At 64.7% G+C, this 17,805-nt stretch carries 16 protein-coding genes; 8 read left to right on the top strand and 8 right to left on the bottom strand.

Annotated features, from left to right (window positions below):
• Nucleotides 1–157: 157 nt before the first annotated feature.
• The 5 genes from QD172_RS06925 to QD172_RS06905 form a co-directional block, all read right to left on the bottom strand.
• Entirely contained in the window at nt 158–1,462 is a 1,305-nt protein-coding gene (locus QD172_RS06925; RefSeq protein WP_077374839.1) for a TRAP transporter large permease subunit, read from the bottom strand.
• A 1-nt stretch (nt 1,463) separates the two neighbouring features.
• Nucleotides 1,464–2,021, bottom strand: a complete 558-nt coding sequence (locus QD172_RS06920) for a TRAP transporter small permease (RefSeq protein ID WP_077374836.1) — start codon at nt 2,019–2,021, stop codon at nt 1,464–1,466.
• A 186-nt stretch (nt 2,022–2,207) separates the two neighbouring features.
• Complete coding sequence (locus tag QD172_RS06915; protein ID WP_084208089.1) at nt 2,208–3,227, bottom strand: TRAP transporter substrate-binding protein; 1,020 nt, start codon at nt 3,225–3,227, stop codon at nt 2,208–2,210.
• A gap of 224 nt (nt 3,228–3,451) precedes the next feature.
• Complete coding sequence (locus tag QD172_RS06910; RefSeq protein ID WP_176503108.1) at nt 3,452–4,363, bottom strand: LysR family transcriptional regulator; 912 nt, start codon at nt 4,361–4,363, stop codon at nt 3,452–3,454.
• 108 nt (nt 4,364–4,471) lie between these two features.
• Complete coding sequence (locus tag QD172_RS06905; RefSeq protein WP_077374827.1) at nt 4,472–4,912, bottom strand: VOC family protein; 441 nt, start codon at nt 4,910–4,912, stop codon at nt 4,472–4,474.
• Nucleotides 4,913–5,202: 290 nt separating this feature from the next.
• On the opposite strand from QD172_RS06905, the gene QD172_RS06900 reads away from it, so the two are divergent.
• The 3 genes from QD172_RS06900 to QD172_RS06890 are packed head-to-tail and all read left to right on the top strand — an operon-like array spanning nt 5,203 to nt 7,678.
• Complete coding sequence (locus tag QD172_RS06900) at nt 5,203–5,970, top strand: 5-oxoprolinase subunit PxpA (protein WP_084208091.1); 768 nt, start codon at nt 5,203–5,205, stop codon at nt 5,968–5,970.
• Nucleotides 5,970–6,716 carry an allophanate hydrolase subunit 1 gene (locus tag QD172_RS06895; RefSeq protein WP_136938725.1) on the top strand — a complete coding sequence of 249 codons (747 nt, stop codon included), beginning with the start codon at nt 5,970–5,972 and terminating at the stop codon, nt 6,714–6,716. The genes QD172_RS06900 and QD172_RS06895 overlap by 1 nt, the downstream gene beginning before the upstream one ends.
• Complete coding sequence (locus QD172_RS06890; RefSeq protein WP_279855322.1) at nt 6,713–7,678, top strand: biotin-dependent carboxyltransferase family protein; 966 nt, start codon at nt 6,713–6,715, stop codon at nt 7,676–7,678. Before QD172_RS06895 ends, QD172_RS06890 begins: the two co-directional genes overlap by 4 nt.
• Nucleotides 7,679–8,160: 482 nt before the next feature.
• Here QD172_RS06890 and QD172_RS06885 read toward each other — a convergent pair whose 3' ends face one another.
• The 3 genes from QD172_RS06885 to QD172_RS06875 form a co-directional block, all read right to left on the bottom strand.
• The gene (locus QD172_RS06885) at nt 8,161–9,135 is read right to left on the bottom strand and encodes a class I SAM-dependent methyltransferase (RefSeq protein WP_279855321.1); all 975 of its coding nucleotides are present in this window, start codon (nt 9,133–9,135) and stop codon (nt 8,161–8,163) included.
• Nucleotides 9,136–9,169: 34 nt separating this feature from the next.
• Nucleotides 9,170–10,879: an AMP-binding protein gene (locus tag QD172_RS06880; RefSeq protein WP_279855320.1), complete on the bottom strand. Its 1,710-nt coding sequence runs from the start codon at nt 10,877–10,879 to the stop codon at nt 9,170–9,172.
• 181 nt (nt 10,880–11,060) lie between these two features.
• The gene (locus QD172_RS06875) at nt 11,061–11,498 is read right to left on the bottom strand and encodes a MerR family DNA-binding transcriptional regulator (RefSeq protein WP_077375619.1); all 438 of its coding nucleotides are present in this window, start codon (nt 11,496–11,498) and stop codon (nt 11,061–11,063) included.
• A 355-nt stretch (nt 11,499–11,853) separates the two neighbouring features.
• On the opposite strand from QD172_RS06875, the gene QD172_RS06870 reads away from it, so the two are divergent.
• The 5 genes from QD172_RS06870 to mmsB all read left to right on the top strand — a co-directional run bounded on the left by QD172_RS06870 (nt 11,854) and on the right by mmsB (nt 17,753).
• Complete coding sequence (locus QD172_RS06870) at nt 11,854–13,434, top strand: CoA-acylating methylmalonate-semialdehyde dehydrogenase (RefSeq protein WP_279855319.1); 1,581 nt, start codon at nt 11,854–11,856, stop codon at nt 13,432–13,434.
• A gap of 98 nt (nt 13,435–13,532) precedes the next feature.
• Entirely contained in the window at nt 13,533–14,699 is a 1,167-nt protein-coding gene (locus tag QD172_RS06865; protein WP_136938721.1) for an acyl-CoA dehydrogenase family protein, read from the top strand.
• 54 nt (nt 14,700–14,753) lie between these two features.
• The gene (locus QD172_RS06860) at nt 14,754–15,572 is read left to right on the top strand and encodes an enoyl-CoA hydratase (RefSeq protein ID WP_077374805.1); all 819 of its coding nucleotides are present in this window, start codon (nt 14,754–14,756) and stop codon (nt 15,570–15,572) included.
• Nucleotides 15,569–16,753 carry an enoyl-CoA hydratase/isomerase family protein gene (locus tag QD172_RS06855; protein WP_077374801.1) on the top strand — a complete coding sequence of 395 codons (1,185 nt, stop codon included), beginning with the start codon at nt 15,569–15,571 and terminating at the stop codon, nt 16,751–16,753. Before QD172_RS06860 ends, QD172_RS06855 begins: the two co-directional genes overlap by 4 nt.
• Nucleotides 16,754–16,838: 85 nt before the next feature.
• A complete protein-coding gene (gene mmsB / locus QD172_RS06850; protein WP_084208097.1) occupies nt 16,839–17,753 on the top strand; it encodes a 3-hydroxyisobutyrate dehydrogenase in 915 nt (304 codons plus the stop codon).
• Nucleotides 17,754–17,805: the final 52 nt, after the last annotated feature.

Raw genomic sequence — 17,805 nt, 5'->3', positions numbered from 1 at the left:
GGCAGCCTGAAGCGCTTGCGTGTCACAAGCCTAGCGACTTGGCGTGGGAAGGAGAAGCCACGAAAAAGACCTCCCCGAAGGGAGGTCTGGAAGAGGACGACGCCCCGGGAGGGGATCTGTCTGCCGTGACAGTGCGTCGGGGACGTGGAGGGCCGGATCAGCCGTTCATGGCCTGGGGCAGATAGAGCACGATTTCCGGGAAGAGGTGCATCAACACGATGGAGAAGATCATCAACAGGAAGAACGGCAGCGTCGCCTTGGTGATGGTGATGATGTCCTTGCCGGTCAGGCTCTGGATCACGAACAGGTTGAAGCCAACCGGCGGGGTGATCTGCGACATCTCGACCACGATGATCAGGTAGATACCGAACCAGATCAGGTCGAAACCGGCGGCTTCGATGACCGGCATGATGATGGAGGTCACCAGCAGGATCAGCGAGATGCCATCCAGGAAGCAGCCCAGGATCAGCAGGAACAGCGTCAGCACCACCAGCAGCATGGTCGGCGACAGCCCCAGGGTGGCGATGCCTTCGGCCAGCTGCATCGGAATCTGGGTGAAGCTCATCGCGGAGGACAGGAAGGAGGCACCGGCGATGATGAAGGCGATCATGCATGAGGTGCGCAGCGCCGCGAACAGCGATTCCTTGAAGGTGGCGGCGCTCATGTGGCCATTGAGTCGCGCGATGATCAGCGACAGCACCACGCCGACCGCCGCCGCTTCCGTTGGTGACGCCAGGCCACCGTAGATGCTGCCGAGGATGCCGCCGATGAGTGCCAGCAGCGGAATCAACTGGGCGCTGTTGCGCAGCTTGGCCATGAAGCTCATGTGCGGCTCATCATGGCCGGCACGGCCCTGCGGCTCGCCGACGACCTTCGACCAGATCGCCAGATAGCCCATGAACAGGGCCAGCAGCAGCATGCCCGGCAGGACACCGGCGATGAACAGGCGCGAGATGGACTGCTCGGTGACCACGCCGTAGACGATCATCATGATCGACGGCGGAATCAGCAGACCGAGGGTCGAGGCGCTGGCGAGGGTACCGATGGCCAGATTGCTGTCGTAGCCGCGACGCTCAAGCTCCGGCAGGGTCATCTTGCCGACGGTGGCACAGGTGGCGGCGGAGGAGCCGCACACGGCGGCGAACAGCCCGCTACCGATGATGTTGGAGTGCAGCAGGCGGCCCGGCAGGCGATTGAGCCACGGTGCCAGCGCGCGGAACATGTTGTCGGCGAGTCCGGAGCGGAACAGGATCTCGCCCATCCACACGAACATCGGCAGGGCGGTCAGGTCCCAGCCGTAGCTGGCACCCCAGAAGTCCGAGGCCAGGATCGGGCCGGTCTCGAAGCTGGAGAAGAAGGTCAGCACGATCCAGCCGGTGCCGATCAGCGAGAAGGCGACCCACACGCCGCCGCCGAGCAGCAAGGCGAGGGCCAGCAGAGTGACGAGGATGAGTGTCAGCATGTCATTCGGCTCCGTCTTCGGGCTCGGGCGCCACGTAGCGTGAGGGCGCGGTGAAGGCGGTGCGCAGCGTGGCGATCAGTGTCTCGAGAATCGCCAGGCACAGAAGGCCGGTACCGGCGACCAGCACGCTCTGGGGAATCCACAGCGGCAGGGCCAGCAGGCCGGAGGAAATGTCGTGGTACTCGAGGCTCTCGCCGACCAGCAGTACCAGTTCATGGGTGATCAATACGCTCAGGCTCAGTGCGATCAGCAGCGCCAGGCTCTCGACCCACACGCGCACGGCGGGCGGCAGGCGATTGATGACCAGCGTCACGCGGATGTGCGCGTGGTGCGTGAAGGTATAGGCGAGGCTCAGGAAGGTGGCGCCGACCAGCAGGAAGGCGGCCATTTCCGAGACGCCGGAGATCTCGAAGCCGAGACGTTCGGCACCGAACATCACCAGGATGGCGTCGATCAGGCGCAGGAAGACCTGCAGGCTGACCAGGGTGCAGATCAGCAGCATGCAAGCTGCCGCACCCCACGCGCCGAGGCGATAGAGTCTGTCGAGGAAGTAGGTCATGACATGCACTCACAGGGAAGGTGAGGGTGGCCACGCGATGCCGTGTCGGGGAGACCCGTGTCGCGTCTGCCAGCGGGCAGAGGCTGACAGGGGAGCGACGTGATCATCGCGTGGCGGGGTGACGATACCGGCCAGGTGCCGAGCGTTCAGTTGATGGGACGAACGCCCGGCGCTGGCAGGCGGGGCTCAGGCATCGAGATCGGCGCGATAACGCTCGAGCAGCTGCTGGCCTTCATCGCCGGCGCGTGATTTCCAGTCCTGGAACAGCTTGTCACCCGCGGCCTTGAGGTCTTCGGACAGCTTCTCGTCCGGCTCGGTGATGGTGAAGCCATTCTCGGTCAGCACCTTGGCGCTCTCGTCGGCATCGGCCTTGCTGGCTTTCCAGCCGCGGGTCTCGGCGGCCTTGGCGGCGTCCAGCACGGCCTGCTGGGTGCTCTCGTCGAGGCGATCGAAGGCGCGCTTGTTGACGAAGACGATGTTCTTCGGCAGCCACAGCTTGGCGTCGTTGTAGTGCTTGACGTAATCCCAGGCCGACATGGACTTGCCGGTGGAGCTGGAGGTGATCATCGCGTCGACACGGCCGGTGCTGAAGGCGGTGGGGATGTCGGCTTCTTCGGTCTCGGTGGGCTTGCCGCCGACGTTCTCGACGAAGCGCTGGGTGTTGATGTTGGGCGCGCGGATGCGCAGGCCCTTGAGTTGGGAGACGTCAGTCAGGTCGAAGTCGGTGTAGATGCCCTGGGCCGGCCAGGCGACCGCGTACAGCGGCATCAGGCCTTCCTTGGCGAACAGCGCGGTGATGTCCGGCTTGGAGGCCTGCCAGAGAGCGAAGGCTTCCTCGTAGCTGGAGGCGACGCCCGGCAGGGTGTCCAGCTCGTAGACCGGCGATTCGTTGGACAGGATCGACAGGAAGATCTCGCCGGCCTGGACGGTGCCGCGACGCACGGACGGCTTGATCTCGCCGTGGGAGATCAGCGAACCGCCGCTGTGCACGGTGATGCTCAGCTCGCCATCGGTGGCCGCGGTGACCTCCTCGGCGAACTGCTTGGTGTTCTTGGTGTGGAAGCTGGCATCGCCATACGGAGTGGCGAGGTTCCACTGTGCCGCGAGGGCCGAGCCACTGAAGGCCAGGGCACCGGCGGCTGCCAGTCCGATGAGGGTACTGGAGGTGGCAGATTTGCGGGTGAGGGAGTCGCTGGGCTTACGCATGTCTAGTTCCTCATTATTATTGAATGTTGTCGGCAGACGATTTCATTCTTCAAGTGACAGGCCATCCCGTCCAATCGTTAATTCTGATTCACAGTATCGATGAAATCTTTCATCGTGTCGTCGCATGAAAGCCTTTGGCGATATTGTTAGACCTTGGTCTGACGCTGATCTGATGCAGGGCGGGGCGCGATCAACCCTGACTCAGCGCATGGCAGGCGGCCTGATCAGGGATCGGCATGCGCGTGTTGCTGCGAGTAGGTCTCGGCACACTGGCGGCCGAGGCGTGCCACGCTGGCGCAGAAGTCGGGGTAATTGGCATTGCGCCAGATGGCCTCATAGACCATCGGCGGCAGCGGGGTCTCGAGTGGTAGACGCACCAGTTCGCCGTGATTGATCACGTCCTCGACGGTGGCGACCGGCAGGACACCGATGCCCAGTCCTTCACTGCTCATGCGCAGAATGGTCATCAGGGTGCTGGTGCAGTGCACCTTGGGTTGGGTGATGCCCTGTTCGGCGAGGTAGCTGACAAGCTCCGTATAGGGACGGGCCTGCTTGCTGAAGGAGATGAAGGGGGTTCTGGCGAAGCATTCGCCGTCCTGGGCCAGCTGCTCGGCGAGGGTCGGCGAGGCGAACATGCCCATCTCGAAGGTGCACAGCGGTGTCTGGGTCGCGTAGGGGCCCATGGCGGCGCTGTCCATCGCGAACAGCATGTCGAGGTCATTGTCGGCCAGGCGCTGATGCAGAAAGGGCGAGATGTCGACGGTCATTTCCAGCGTCAGCTTGGGGTAGCGCTCGGCCAGCTGGCGCATGAAGGCCGGGAACCAGCTGTTGGCGATGGTCTCGATGACGCCCAGACGCAGCGTGCCGGAAAAGGCGCCTTCCTCCTGAAACAGGCGCATGGCTTCTTCGCGCCCGCTCAACAGGCGTTCGGCATGCGCGAAGAATTCCCGACCGCGCAGGGTGGGCTGGATGGGGCGGGTGGCACGCTCGAGCAGCGATTCGCCGACGGCGGCCTCAAGACGGTTGATGCGGTCCGAGATGGAGGGCTGGGTGAGGTGCAGCTTGGTCGCGCCCTTGCGGAACGAGCCGAGCCGCACGACCCAGACAAAGGCCTCGAGTTCCTTGAAATCGAACATGACAGATGCCCCGTGAGAATCGTTGAGACCGACCATCTTGCCGCATGCCGTGCAGGGCGTCAGCTTTCATCACCGGGCATGCCCCGCACGAGACGCGGCGCGGGACCTTCACTTGCGAAACAGCTGGCTCTCGCGGTCCTTGAAGGCCTTGAACTCCAGCGCGTTGCCGGTGGGGTCGAGGAAGAACATCGTGGCCTGTTCACCGGGCTCGCCCTTGAAGCGCACATGAGGTGCGATCTCGAATGTCACGCCTTCGGCAGTGAGACGATCCGCCAGTGCCTGCCAGGCCTCCATCTCGAGTACCACCCCGAAGTGCGGCACCGGGACGCCATGCCCATCGACCGGATTGCGGTGCTGGGCGAGCGGGTTGTCAGGGTCGGCCAGTGCCGGGTTCAGGTGGCAGACGAACTGGTGGCCGTAGAGGTCGAAATCGACCCAGCTGTCCGAGGAGCGTCCCTCCGGACAGCCGAGGAATTCGCCATAGAAGCGCCGGGCTTCGGCGATGTCACGCACTTGAATCGCGAGGTGGAACGGATCACTGACGGCCATGTGGAAATTCCTGTTGTTGTGGGTGGTTCCGCCAGACAGGACGCGTCGGTCGCCTGAGTCAGGCCGGCATTCGGAGAGATGACGGCCCTTTCGTGGCTGTCCGGGGTGCCCCAGACAGAAGCATGTGGCGGTCTGACAGGCAAGCGGATGATTGACTGGGCTTTCATACCTTCTGGTAATGAAAGATTTCATCGATATAACGAATCACAAAATACGATTGGATACCGAGGCATGGCCTTACTTAGAGTGGAGGGATAACAACACACAAGATCATCCTGCGAGGTGTCTCAATGTCCCGTTCCGCTCCCTCCCTCCCTCTGCTCAATTGCGACATGGGCGAAAGCTTCGGCAACTGGAAGATCGGCCTCGATGACGAGGTCATGCCCTACGTCGATTGCGCCAACATCGCCTGTGGCTTCCACGCCTCTGACCCCACCATCATGCGCCGCACCGTGCGGCTGGCGGTCAAGCACGACGTGCGCATCGGCGCACATCCCGCCTATCCGGATCTGCAGGGCTTCGGGCGTCGCTCCATGGCCTGTTCGCCTGCGGAAGTCGAGGACATGCTGCTCTATCAGATCGGCGCGCTCGACGGTATCTGTCGCGCCGAAGGCACTCGCGTCCAGTATGTGAAGCCGCATGGTGCGCTCTACAACGACATGGCCGCTGACCCGACGCTACTGCGCGCCGTCATGCAGGCCGTGGTGCGCTATGACGCCAGCCTGCCGCTGATGGTGATGGCGACCGCCAATCCGGCACCGATGCAGGCACTGGCCGACGAGATGGGCATCACGCTGTGGTTCGAGGCCTTCGCCGACCGTGCCTACGACTCGCGCGGTCACCTGGTCTCGCGTCGTGAGCCCGGCGCCGTGCATCACGACAGCGAGGTGATCATCGCCCAGTCGGTGACGCTGGCGCGCGGTGAAGCCCTCACCGACAGCAGCGGCGGTGATCTGGTGCTCAGTGCCGACACCCTGTGCGTGCACGGTGACAACGCCGAGTCCGTGGCGGCGGTGCGTGCCATCCGTGACGCCTTCGATGCGCTGGCGGGTGCCTGATGGCTGGGGGGAATAGCCACGAACGTGGCTCGTCACCGCAACTGCGCCTCGAGACCGTCGGCATGGACTCGCTGATCATCCGGCTGTTCGACCGCATCGAGGAATCCAACATGGCCTGGATTCTGGCCGCTGACGGGGCCTTGCGTGAGGCCTTCGGCACGGCGCTGGTGGATCTGGTGCCGTCCTATACCACCTTGCTGCTGCACTATGACGTGGCGGCACTGGAAGAAGGCGAGGTGCGTGCCCGTATCCAGGCGGCCCTCGAGAACCTCGCTCCGCAGAGCGGTCAGCAGGGCCAGCTGCACGAGGTGCCCGTCTGGTACGACGACAGTGTCGGTCCGGAGCTTGCGCCGATCGCCGCGCGTCTCGGCATCAGTGTCGAGGCGTTGATCGAACGGCATGGCGCGCATGATTACTGCGTGTTCGCGCTTGGCTTCGCCCCCGGTTTCGCCTTCATGGGCGTGCTGGAGGAGGCATTGACCACACCGCGCCTCAAGACGCCGCGCCAGAAGATCGCCCCCGGCAGCGTCGGTATCGCCGACCGTCAGGCCGCGATCTACCCGTCCCGCTCTCCCGGTGGCTGGAACATCCTGGGCCGCACGCCCATCACGCTGTTCGGTCGCAACGAGGCCGGTGAGCCGTCCAGTCGCTTCATGCCCGGTGATCGCGTGCGTTTCGTTTCCGTGAGCCGAGAGGAATTCGTTCGTCTGGGCGGCGATGTCACCCCGCTGGAGGAGCGCGCATGAGTGCCGACAACGACAAGCGCGTGAGACTCGACGTCGAGCGCAGCGGTGCCCTGGCACTGGTACAGGACGCGGGACGCCTGGGTGTCCGCCATCTGGGCGTGACCCAGGGCGGCGCGGCGGACTGGGTGTCACTGGGCTGGGCCAACTGGCTGCTGGGCAATGCCCCGGATGCGCCGGGACTCGAGATCACCATGGGCGGCGGCCTGACCCTCAAGGTCGGGCAGGCGGGCACGCTGGCGCTGTGTGGCGCTGATCTGGCGGCGACACTGGATGGTGAGGCGTTGCTGCCCGGGCAGGCCTTCGCCGTGACGGCGGGGCAGGTGCTCAAGTTCGAGCGTCCGGTCGCCGGGCTGCGCGCCTATCTGGCCTTCCCGGGTGGGCTGGATGTCGCCCCGGTGCTGGGCAGTGCGGCCTGTACCGTGCGTGATGGTCTGGGCGGGCTGGATGGCGAAGGCCATGCACTGGCCAGCGGCGATGTGCTCACGGCGGCCGGCAATGAACTGTCGCTGCGCGAGTTGCCGGCGTCGGCACAGGCATGGCAGCAGTCGCTGCCCCCCGAGGAGGGCGAGGCGCTCGAACTGGCGCTGGTGGTAGGCGCCCAGATTGCCGAATTCAGCGGCGACAGCCTCTTTCGCGCCTTCAACCGCGACTGGGCAGTGGACGGACGCGCGGATCGCATGGGCGTGCGTCTGACCGGCCCGCGTCTGGAGCGTGACGGTGCCGGGATGGTCTCCGAAGGCATTCCGCTGGGCGCGGTACAGGTGCCCGCCGATGGCCAGCCGATCATCCTGCTCAATGATCGCCAGACCATCGGCGGCTATCCGCGCCTTGGCGCGCTGACGCCACTGGCCTGCGCGCAGCTCGCCCAATGCGTGCCGGGCACCAGGGTGCGGCTGGCGGCCGTGACGCCGGGACAGGCGCGCCAGGATCACCTCGCGGCACTGGCCGCCTGGCAGGCCTGAGGGCTCGCTGATCCAGTGCGCCATGCCGTGCCGATGAACTGACGGACGGCGTGTCGGATCAATGGCTCGCACCGGCAGGAATCGAGCTGACAGCACGAGCAGACAAAGCGAGCAGACAAAAAAAGGGCCTCCAGATGGAGGCCCTTTCGGTTTTCCCGTGAGGGAATCTTTGATGCAGTCGGCGCGGATTGATCAGATCAGCGCCTTGATGAACAGATTCCCGGAGAAACGGTGCGCGAGCATCGGGAAACTGTGCACTGGCACATGGAAATGAAAGACATGCTCCAGTGCGGTCATCATGGTGAGGAAGACCCTCTTGCATGACGACGGATAACGAACGGCTTATCCCCCGAACGGGACTGTACTGGCAAGAATAACGGTTGATGACAGTGGATGCCAGTCATTTACGAGCGGTGTTTTCTAATTTTTTTCACGCCGGTATCGGACTGGCCTCACGCGGGAAACCTCCAGGCTCATCACCGTCATGGATGGCGGCGCTTGCGCAGTCGCCACAGGTGCACTTCCAGCCAGCCGGCCTCCAGCGCCTCGGCCAGATTGTGCTGCATCGTCGGGAAATGCGGCCCGAAGATCAGCTCCGGTGTCAGCGCCTGGCTGGCACGCTGGACGGGCGAGAGTGGGGGCTGGCCGGGGGCGCCGGGGGAGGGTGTGCGCAGACGCCGCGCCTGCCAGGCGAGCACCTGAGGCGTCAGTTCGGCGTGCGCCTCGACCTCGAAACCACTGTTGGCCATCGCCTCGTGCAGTTCCTCGCAGCTGGCCAGGTGATCGGCGCGGGGTGTCAGTGCCCAGGGCACCGGCAGCTGCGGACGCTCATGGAAGGCTTGTGCCTGGACGCTGAGCACCGGCTCATGCAGCACCAGATAGCCGTCATCGTTGAGGCAGTCATGCCACTGACGCAACACGTCGGTCTTGTCGCTCAGATGGACCAGCAGGTGCTGGCTCAGGATGCGGTCGACATGTCGCCCCGTCAGGGCGGGATGCAGCTCGGGATAGCAGGCGTCACCCTCCAGCACTCGGATACGCTCGCGCAGGCCGGTGGCACGGTTGAGCGCGATGGCCAGCTGGCAGAGGCTCTCCGAGAGATCCAGGGTGGTGACGTGATGCCCGACGCTGGCATGTTGACTGACCAGCATGCGTGCCAGTCCGCCGAGCCCGGCACCGGGCTCGAGAATCGCGAGTGGCATGCCCTCGGGGGTCTCGAGAGCCGCCATCGCCAGCAACTCGCGGCTGCCGGCCGCGCCTCCCAGATGCAGCTGATCCAGCCCTGCCAGCACCGAGGGCGGCAGGACGGGCTCAGGATGCGCCTTGATCAATGCCTCGAGTGCCTCCTCCAGTGCCGCGTGATGCCGAGGGGGCGCGTAGTGCGCCACCTGGGCACAGGCCGTGCTCAGGTGGCGAGCGGAGGAGGCGTCATCGCCTCCCGGCGTGTCGTGACTCATGCGCTTGTTCTCCGTGGCCCTCCGAAGTGCCCGTTCATGCCTTGAGACCCAGCTCCGCCGTGGCGGTTTCGCGCATCTTGAATTTCTGGATCTTGCCGGTGACGGTCATCGGGAATTCCTCGACGAACTTGATATGGCGCGGCACCTTGAAGTGGGCGATTCTGCCCTGGCAGAACGCCTTGAGGCCTTCGGCATCCAGCTGCTCGCCTTCCTTGAGCTTGACCCAGGCCATCACTTCCTCGCCATAGCGCTCATCGGGCACGCCGATCACCTGCACGTCCGACACGGCAGGATGGGTGTAGAGGAAGTCCTCTATCTCGCGGGGATAGATGTTCTCGCCACCGCGGATGATCATGTCCTTGATGCGCCCGACGATGGTCACGTAACCGTCCTCATCGAGGGTGGCGAGATCACCGGTATGCATCCAGCGGCCACTGTCGATGGCCTTGGCGGTGGCGTCCGGGTTGTTCCAGTAGCCGAGCATCACGCTGTAACCGCGTGTGCACAGCTCGCCCTTCTCGCCGCGCGGGACCACCTGGCCTGTCTCGGGGTCGACGATCTTGATCTCCAGATGGGGATGCAGGGTGCCGACGGTGGAGACACGCTTGTCCAGCGGTGCCTCGCGGGTGGTCTGCAGACTCACCGGGCTGGTCTCGGTCATGCCATAGGCGATGGTGACCTCGCGCATGTGCATGCGCTCGATGACCTGGCGCATCACCTCGATGGGGCAGATGGAACCCGCCATGGTGCCGGTGCGCAGGCTGGAGAGATCAAACTCGTCAAAGCGCGGGTGCTCGAGTTCGGCGATGAACATCGTCGGTACGCCGAACATCGCGGTGGCGCCTTCCTCGCTGACCGCCTGCAGCGTGGCCAGCGGATCGAAACCCGCCTCGGGGTAGATGATCGTCGCCCCGTGGGTCAGGCAGCCCAGATTGCCCATCACCATGCCGAAGCAGTGATAGAGCGGCACCGGCATCACCAGTTTGTCGTGCTCCGTGAGATTCATGCGCTCGGCGACGAAGAAGCCATTGTTGAGGATGTTGTGATGCGAGAGCGTGGCCCCCTTGGGGGCCCCGGTGGTGCCGGAGGTGTACTGGATGTTGATCGGGTCATCGAAGGTCAGGCTGGCCTGCAGTTCTTGGAGTGTCTCGAGACTGACCTCTCCGGCGCCGCCCAGCACATCCTGCCAGTGGAGCATGCCGGGCAGGGCATCCTCGGCCTCGAAGCAGACCAGACGCCTGAGGTCCGGCAGCGCGCCATTGTGAATGCCATCACGGCCGCGGGCCTCCCTGGCCTCAGGGAACAGCTCCTCGAGGATCGAGACGTAGTCCGAGGCCTTGAAGCGTGCCTGGAAGATCAGCGTCGCCGCGCCGGACTGCTTGAGCGCATAGGCCAGCTCATGGCCGCGATAGCTCGGGTTGAGATTGACCAGCACCGCGCCGATCTTGGCGGTGGCGTACTGGATCAAGGTCCACTCGGCGCGATTGGGTGCCCAGATGCCGACCCTGTCGCCGCGCTCGATCCCCATCGCCAGCAGGCCGCGCGCCACGCGCTCGACCTCTGCATGCAGCTCGGCCCAGGTGTAGCGCAGCCCCTGATGACGGCTGACCAGAGCGTCGCGCTCGGGCCAGCGCGCGGTGATGCGATCGAGACAGTCACCGATGGTTTCCCCCATCAGGGGAGTGTCGGAGAGGGTGCTCAGATAGCTGAGAGACTGGCGTGTGGCAATGGCGTCCTGTGACATGGCGTTGTCCTGTGTCCCTGGTTGTTATTGGTGTGGCAAGGCGTATTCAGGGGGAGCCGCCCGGCGGGCGGTCACGCCGCCAGGGGGCGGCGGCGTGAATGTCATGGTGCTTGTTGTCGTTATCGGTCTTGCTGTCGTGATGCTCTCAAAGGTGTTGGAAGAGGGTGACGGGTGTCGCGCATCATCCGTGTGTCGTCAGGCGGGCCAGCGCTTCCCGCGCCCGCGTCTCGACATCGTCCAGCTCGCGCTGCATGGCGGTGAGGTCGCGCAGCTGGCGCTCCAGTCCTTCACGTTTCTCGGCCAGGATGTCGAGCAGCCTCGTGAGCTGCTTCTCGCCGCCGCCATCCGCGGCATCGTAGAGATCCACCACCTCGCGAATCTCGGCCAGCGAGAATCCCAGCCGCTTGCCGCGCAGCGTCAGCTTGAGGCGCACGCGGTCCTTGTCGTGATAGATGCGCGTTTGGCCGCGTCGCTGGGGATGCAGCAGGCCTTCCTGCTCATAGAAGCGGATGGTGCGTGTGGTCACGTCGAAATGACGTGCCAGCTCGCCGATGCTCCAGGTGCGTTGGGTCGGGCGAATGGCGTCGCTGGTGCTGGTGGCACTCAGCAGGCCTTCCATGCCGACGCCATCGTCCGGACTCTCGGAGGCTGTCGGGTTCTGGGTGTCAGGCGTTGAGGTAATCATCGTATCCGTCATGGGCACTGCCGCTCCGAATGCTGTGTGCGCCGAGGAGATGGCATGCCCCTCTGCGCAGTGGATGCCAGCGGCGTCTGGCCGTGAATTTTCTACAGACTAGCATTGTTTACGTTAACGTAAAGGGTAATAGTATTTGCAGCCAACCAAGCAGATGCTAGGTTGAGTCAGATCGCAATGTCGGCTTGCCGCTTTCGGCAAGATGGCTATGGCTGACGTCTCCGGCTCTGCTGACACGCCGTCCTTCACCCAATAACAACAGACACAGGAATGCCACGTCATGTCTTCGACTACCCTCACGTCCGCAAACGGCTCGCTTGAGTTGCTGTCACGACTGCGCGCCGTCGTCGCCGGTGACAGCGCACCACTGGTATTGCCACAGCTGATCAATGGCCAGTTTGTCGCAAGCTCCGCCGATCAGCACCTGAGCGTGACCAACCCGGCCACCAACGCTGAAGTGGCGCGTGTTCCACTGACGCCGCTCAGCGAACTGGACGAGGCGCTGGTGCATGCCGAGAAGGCCTTCCAGCGCTGGCGCAACACCCCGGTGCCGACCCGTGCCCGTCTGATGCTCAGCTATCAGCATCTGCTCAAGCAGCACCATGACGAGCTGGCCGAGATCATCTCCCATGAGCTGGGCAAGACCTTCGAGGACGCCAAGGGCGATGTCTGGCGCGGCATCGAGGTGGTCGAGCATGCCGCCAACATTCCGAGTCTGCTGATGGGCGAGACGGTGGAGAACGTCGCCACCGGCATCGACAGCTACTCCGTGACCCAGTCGCTGGGTGTCTGCCTGGGCATCACGCCGTTCAACTTCCCCGCCATGATACCGCTTTGGATGTTCCCGCTGTCCATCGCCTGCGGCAATGCCTTCGTGCTCAAGCCTTCCGAGCAGGTACCGCTGACCACGCTGCGTCTGGCGGAGCTGTTCATGGAAGCGGGAGCGCCCGAGGGCATCCTGACCGTGGTGCAGGGCGGGCGCGATCAGGTCAATCACCTGCTGGCCCACGAGACACCGCGCACCGTGAGCTTCGTCGGTTCGGTACCGGTGGGGCAGCACATCTATCGTACCGCCACCGACAACCTCAAGCGCGCCCAGTGCTTCGCGGGTGCCAAGAACCACATGGTGATCATGCCGGACGCTCCGGCGGACCAAGTGGTGAATGCGCTGGTCGGGGCCAGTGTCGGTGCGGCGGGTCAGCGCTGCATGGCGATCTCGGTGGCGGTCTTCGTCGGTGATTCGAAGGCCTTGATCGCTCGGGTGCGTGATGCGCTGGCCGAGGTGCGCCCCGGTGCCTGGAATGACAAGGGCGCCAGCTACGGACCGCTGATCTCGCCGCAGGCGCTGGAGCGCGTGACGGGCTGGATCGGGCAGGGCGTCGAGGAAGGGGCCGAGCTGCTGCTGGACGGTCGCGGCATCTCGGTGGCGGGCTATCCCGACGGCAACTGGCTGGGGCCGTGCCTGTTTTCCAAGGTGACGCCGGAGATGGTGCTCTATCGCGAGGAGATCTTCGGGCCGGTGCTGTGCTGCATGGAGGCGGCGGATCTGTCCGAGGCCATCGAGCTGATCAACAACAACCCCTACGGCAACGGCACTTCCATCTTCACGCGTTCCGGCGGGGCGGCGCGTCGCTTCCAGAATGAGATCGCGGTCGGTCAGGTCGGCATCAACGTGCCGATTCCGGTGCCGCTGCCGTTCTTCTCCTTCACCGGTTGGCGCGGCAGCTTCTTCGGCGATCTGCATGCCTATGGCAAGCAGGCGGTGCGCTTCTATACCGAGACCAAGACGGTGACGGCGCGCTGGTTCGATGATGCGCCGGCCGAGGGCAATCAGCCCAACTTCTCTATTCAGATGCGCTGAGGGCTCTCTTCACAAGACCGCTGATGGCTCTCTTCGCAAGCCCGCCGAGGACTCGGCGGGCCTGGAGATAAAGAACAAGGACAACAGGAGGCAGCTGCATGAACTTTTCGCTGACCGATGACCAGCGTGCCCTGCAGGAGGGCGCGCGTGCCTTCGCGGATGCCGAGCTTGCCCCGCATGCCGCCGAGTGGGACGCCACGGCCCATTTCCCCATCGAGACGCTGAAGAAGGCGGGTGAGGCGGGCTTCATGGGGCTCTATGTCCCCGAGGAGCATGGCGGTCTTGGCCTGCCGCGTCTGGACAGCTCCATCATTCTCGAGCAGCTGGCCACCGGCTGCATCTCGACCACCGCCTACATCACCATCCACAACATGGTCGGCTGGATGATCGCGAGCTTCGCCAGTGACGAGTGCCGCGAGCAGTGGGTGCCGGCGATGGTGGCGGGCGACAAGCTCGGCTCCTACTGTCTGACCGAGCCGGGCAGCGGCAGTGATGCCGCCAGTCTGCGCACCCGCGCCGAGCGTGACGGCGATGACTACTACCTGAGTGGCTCCAAGATGTTCATCTCCGGTGCCGGGGCGACGGACGTGCTGGTGGTGATGGCGCGCACCGGCGAGCCGGATAGCGGCGCGGCGGGTATCTCGGCCTTCGTGGTGCCAGCGGATGCCGACGGCATCAGCTACGGCAAGAAGGAAGACAAGATGGGCTGGAACAGCCAGCCGACCCGGCTGGTGAGCTTCGATCGCGTGCGGGTCCCGGCGGGCAATCGTCTGGGCGAGGAGGGCGAGGGCTTCCGTTTCGCGATGAAGGCGCTGGATGGCGGACGCATCAACATCGCCACCTGCTCGCTGGGCGCGGCCCAGAAGGCGCTGGAGCTGTCGCGGGATTATCTCGGCGAGCGCAAGCAGTTCGGGCGCGAGCTGGCGCAGTTCCAGGCCCTGCAGTTCAAGCTGGCCGACATGGCCACCGAACTGACCGCCGCACGCACCCTGGTGCGACTGGCGGCCTTCAAGCTCGATGAGGGTGACGGCGAGGCCAGCGCCCACTGTGCGATGGCCAAGCGCTTTGCCACCGACATGGGCTTCGAGGTCTGCAATCAGGCACTCCAGCTGCATGGCGGCTACGGTTATATCCGCGAGTACCCGTTGGAGCGGCTGGTGCGGGACACCCGTGTGCACCAGATTCTGGAAGGCACCAACGAGATCATGCGTCTGATCATCGCGCGCCGTCTTCTGACGCCGGGGATGATCGAGTCGCTGGCGTAACGGCGCCTCCACTTCAATTCGTCAGTGGTTACCACCTTTTCAGGGAGTTACGTGATGTCATCCAATCAAGGGCCATGCCTCGTTCTCGAGAAGGATCGTCATATCGCCCGTGTCACCATCAACAATCCGCCGGCCAACACCTGGACGGAGGCGTCCTTGATCGAGCTGGAGCAGTTGCTCGATGAGCTGGAGGGCGATGGCAGCGTCAGTGCGGTGGTGATTACCGGTGAGGGCGACAGGTTCTTCTCCGCCGGCGCCGATCTCAAGACCTTCGCCGACGGTGACAAGGGCGTGGCCGCCACCATGGCGCGCCGCTTCGGGCTGGCCTTCGAGCGGCTGGCCAACTTCCCCGGCGTGACGATCGCCGCCGTCAACGGCTACGCGATGGGCGGTGGGCTTGAATGCGCGCTGGCCTGCGATATCCGTATCGTCGAGCGTCAGGCGAAACTGGCGCTGCCGGAGGCCAAGGTCGGTCTGCTGCCGTGCGCGGGCGGCACCCAGCACCTGCCGTGGCTGGTCGGGGAGGGCTGGGCCAAGCGCATGATCCTGTGTGGTGAGCAGGTGGATGCCGAGACCGCCGGCCGCATCGGGCTGGCCGAAGAGGTGGTCGAGACCGGCCAGAGCTTGGAGCGCGCGCTGGCGATGGCCGAGAGCGTCGCCAACCAGAGCCCGAGTGCGGTGGCGCGCTGCAAGGCGTTGATCATGTCATCTCGCCATCGCGGCATGAGCGATGGCCTGCGCATGGAACGCGAGCTGTTCGTCGAGCTGTTCGATGACCCCAACCAGAAGGAGGGCGTGAGTGCCTTCCTGGAGAAGCGTGCACCGCAGTGGGTCTCGCATCAGAAAGAGGTGAAGGGAGGAGGGCGCTCATGAGCCAGATAGAAGGTGTCACTGCCAAGGCCGCGACCGATGTCGAGGCGCCCGTGGTGTTCGAGACGCGTCGCGCCCGCGACGGCAAGCAGCTGGGCATCATGCGCCTGAATGCGCCGCGCTCGCTGAATGCGCTGTCGCTGGCCATGATCGAGCGCATCGAGGCCCAGCTGGATGCCTGGGAGCTGGACAGCAGCATCGCCATGGTGTGGCTGGAAGGCGCCGGCGAGCGTGCGTTGTGTGCCGGTGGCGATATCGTGGCGCTCTATCAGGCGATGACCACCGCACCGGCAAGCGAAGGCGCAGACCCTCTTGAAGCGCTGGAGGATTTCTTCGCCACCCGCTACTTCACCGCGGAATACCGGCTCGATCACCGGCTGCATACCTTCCCCAAGCCGCTGCTGGTGTGGGGCGGCGGCATCGTGATGGGCGGCGGCATGGGGCTGTTCGCCGGCGGTTGCGAGCGCGTGGTCACCGAAAGCTCACGGCTGGCGATGCCGGAGGTCAGCATCGGTCTGTACCCGGATGTCGGGGCCAGCTGGCTGCTCAATCGCCTGCCGCGTGGCATCGGCGAGTATCTGGGAGTGACCGGCGCGCAGTTGAATGCCCGCGATGCGCTGGATCTCGGGCTTGCGACACGCCTGATTCCCGACGCGCAGCGCGAGGCGCTCAAGCAGGCGCTGTGCGAGGGGGAGTTCGGCCGTCACCCGTCGCGTCATCTGAGCCAGGTGCTGAGCGAGTTCGAGCGCCGTGAGCTGGCGCCGCCGGGACAGGTCATGCCGCTCTTTGATCATCTTCAGCAGCTGGTCGCCGGGCGCGAAGTGCTGAAGGCCTGTCAGCGGATCCTCGATGATCCCCAGGCGCGCAGTGACTGCAATGCATGGCTGAACGCCAATCGCGAGCGTCTGGAAGCCGGCTGCCCCAGTTCCCCGCATCTGGTATTTCGCATGCTGGCACGCCATCGCCACTCCTCGCTGGCGGAAGCCTTCCGCGACGAGCTGACCCTGTCGGTGCGCTGCTGCATGGGCACCGAGCTTGCCGAAGGAGTACGCGCCCTGCTGATCGACAAGGACAGGCAGCCGCAGTGGGCCTATGCCTCGATCGCGCAGGTCTCCGAGGAATACATCGACGGCTTCTTCGCGCCGCTGTGGGAAGAGGACGAGCATCCGCTGATGGATCTATAAGCGCGCTTTTCAGCACGGGCGGCAGGTGCGGACATGCCGCCGGACGCCAATGACAACAAGAACCTGTTCACAAGGAAGCATTGCCATGACATCCATCGGTTTCATCGGGCTCGGCAACATGGGCGGCCCCATGGCCCTCAATCTGGTCAAGGCCGGCCATGAGGTGAAGGTCTTCGATCTGGTCGAGTCGGCCATGAGCCAGCTGGTCGAGGCGGGTGCCTCACGCGCCGAGTCGCCACGCCAGGCGACAGAGGGCGTTGACGTCGTCATCAGCATGCTGCCGGCGGGGCAGCACGTGCGAAAGCTCTATCTGGGTGACAAGGAAGACGGCGAGGGTGGCCTCTTGGCGACACTCGACGCTTCGGTACTGGTGATCGACGCCTCGACCATCGCGCCGGATGATGCCCGGCTGGTCGCTCGCCATGCCGCCGAGCGTGGCATCACCTTCATGGACGCCCCGGTGTCGGGCGGGGTCGGTGGCGCACGTGCCGGCACCCTGAGCTTCATCGTCGGTGGTGAGGCCGACGGCTATGCGCGTGCCGTGCCGCTGCTGGAAGTGATGGGCAAGAATCTGTTCCATGCCGGCCCGGCCGGCAGCGGTCAGGTCGCCAAGATCTGCAACAACATGCTGCTGGGCATCCTGATGAGCGGCACCGCCGAGGCGCTGGCGCTGGGGGTCAAGAACGGACTGGACCCGGCCGTGCTCTCGGAGGTGATGAAGCAGTCCTCCGGCGGCAACTGGGCGCTCAACGTCTACAACCCCTGGCCCGGGGTGATGGAGGCGGCACCTGCGTCCAACGACTATCAGGGCGGCTTCCTGGTGGACCTGATGGCCAAGGATCTCGGCCTTGCCTGGGAAATGGCGCTGGGCTCGAAATCGGCAGTGCCAATGGGCTCCCAGGCGCGTAACCTGTTCGCCCAGCATGCCGCCCAGGGTGCGGGACGTCTCGATTTCTCGAGCATCCAGCGTTTCTATCGTTGCGGCGAGGCGGATGTGTGAGGTGTCACGCAGGCGGTGAGTGGCATGCATCATCAGGATGATATCATCTGCA

It is taken from the genome of Cobetia sp. 10Alg 146 (assembly GCF_029846385.1).
Lineage (GTDB): Bacteria > Pseudomonadota > Gammaproteobacteria > Pseudomonadales > Halomonadaceae > Cobetia > Cobetia marina.
This window is presented reverse-complemented; position numbering and strand designations above follow the sequence as displayed.

Excerpts from the sequence above, each read along its gene's own strand:
- QD172_RS06880 (WP_279855320.1), bottom strand. The coding sequence starts at position 10,879 with ATGTCACAGGACGCCATTGCCACACGCCAGTCTCTCAGCTATCTGAGC.
- QD172_RS06910 (WP_176503108.1), bottom strand. The coding sequence starts at position 4,363 with ATGTTCGATTTCAAGGAACTCGAGGCCTTTGTCTGGGTCGTGCGGCTC.
- QD172_RS06860 (WP_077374805.1), top strand. The coding sequence starts at position 14,754 with ATGTCATCCAATCAAGGGCCATGCCTCGTTCTCGAGAAGGATCGTCAT.
- QD172_RS06855 (WP_077374801.1), top strand. The coding sequence starts at position 15,569 with ATGAGCCAGATAGAAGGTGTCACTGCCAAGGCCGCGACCGATGTCGAG.
- QD172_RS06885 (WP_279855321.1), bottom strand. The coding sequence starts at position 9,135 with ATGAGTCACGACACGCCGGGAGGCGATGACGCCTCCTCCGCTCGCCAC.
- QD172_RS06870 (WP_279855319.1), top strand. The coding sequence starts at position 11,854 with ATGTCTTCGACTACCCTCACGTCCGCAAACGGCTCGCTTGAGTTGCTG.
- QD172_RS06890 (WP_279855322.1), top strand. The coding sequence starts at position 6,713 with ATGAGTGCCGACAACGACAAGCGCGTGAGACTCGACGTCGAGCGCAGC.
- QD172_RS06900 (WP_084208091.1), top strand. The coding sequence starts at position 5,203 with ATGTCCCGTTCCGCTCCCTCCCTCCCTCTGCTCAATTGCGACATGGGC.
- QD172_RS06915 (WP_084208089.1), bottom strand. The coding sequence starts at position 3,227 with ATGCGTAAGCCCAGCGACTCCCTCACCCGCAAATCTGCCACCTCCAGT.
- QD172_RS06905 (WP_077374827.1), bottom strand. The coding sequence starts at position 4,912 with ATGGCCGTCAGTGATCCGTTCCACCTCGCGATTCAAGTGCGTGACATC.
- QD172_RS06875 (WP_077375619.1), bottom strand. The coding sequence starts at position 11,498 with ATGGAAGGCCTGCTGAGTGCCACCAGCACCAGCGACGCCATTCGCCCG.
- mmsB (WP_084208097.1), top strand. The coding sequence starts at position 16,839 with ATGACATCCATCGGTTTCATCGGGCTCGGCAACATGGGCGGCCCCATG.
- QD172_RS06925 (WP_077374839.1), bottom strand. The coding sequence starts at position 1,462 with ATGCTGACACTCATCCTCGTCACTCTGCTGGCCCTCGCCTTGCTGCTC.
- QD172_RS06895 (WP_136938725.1), top strand. The coding sequence starts at position 5,970 with ATGGCTGGGGGGAATAGCCACGAACGTGGCTCGTCACCGCAACTGCGC.
- QD172_RS06865 (WP_136938721.1), top strand. The coding sequence starts at position 13,533 with ATGAACTTTTCGCTGACCGATGACCAGCGTGCCCTGCAGGAGGGCGCG.
- QD172_RS06920 (WP_077374836.1), bottom strand. The coding sequence starts at position 2,021 with ATGACCTACTTCCTCGACAGACTCTATCGCCTCGGCGCGTGGGGTGCG.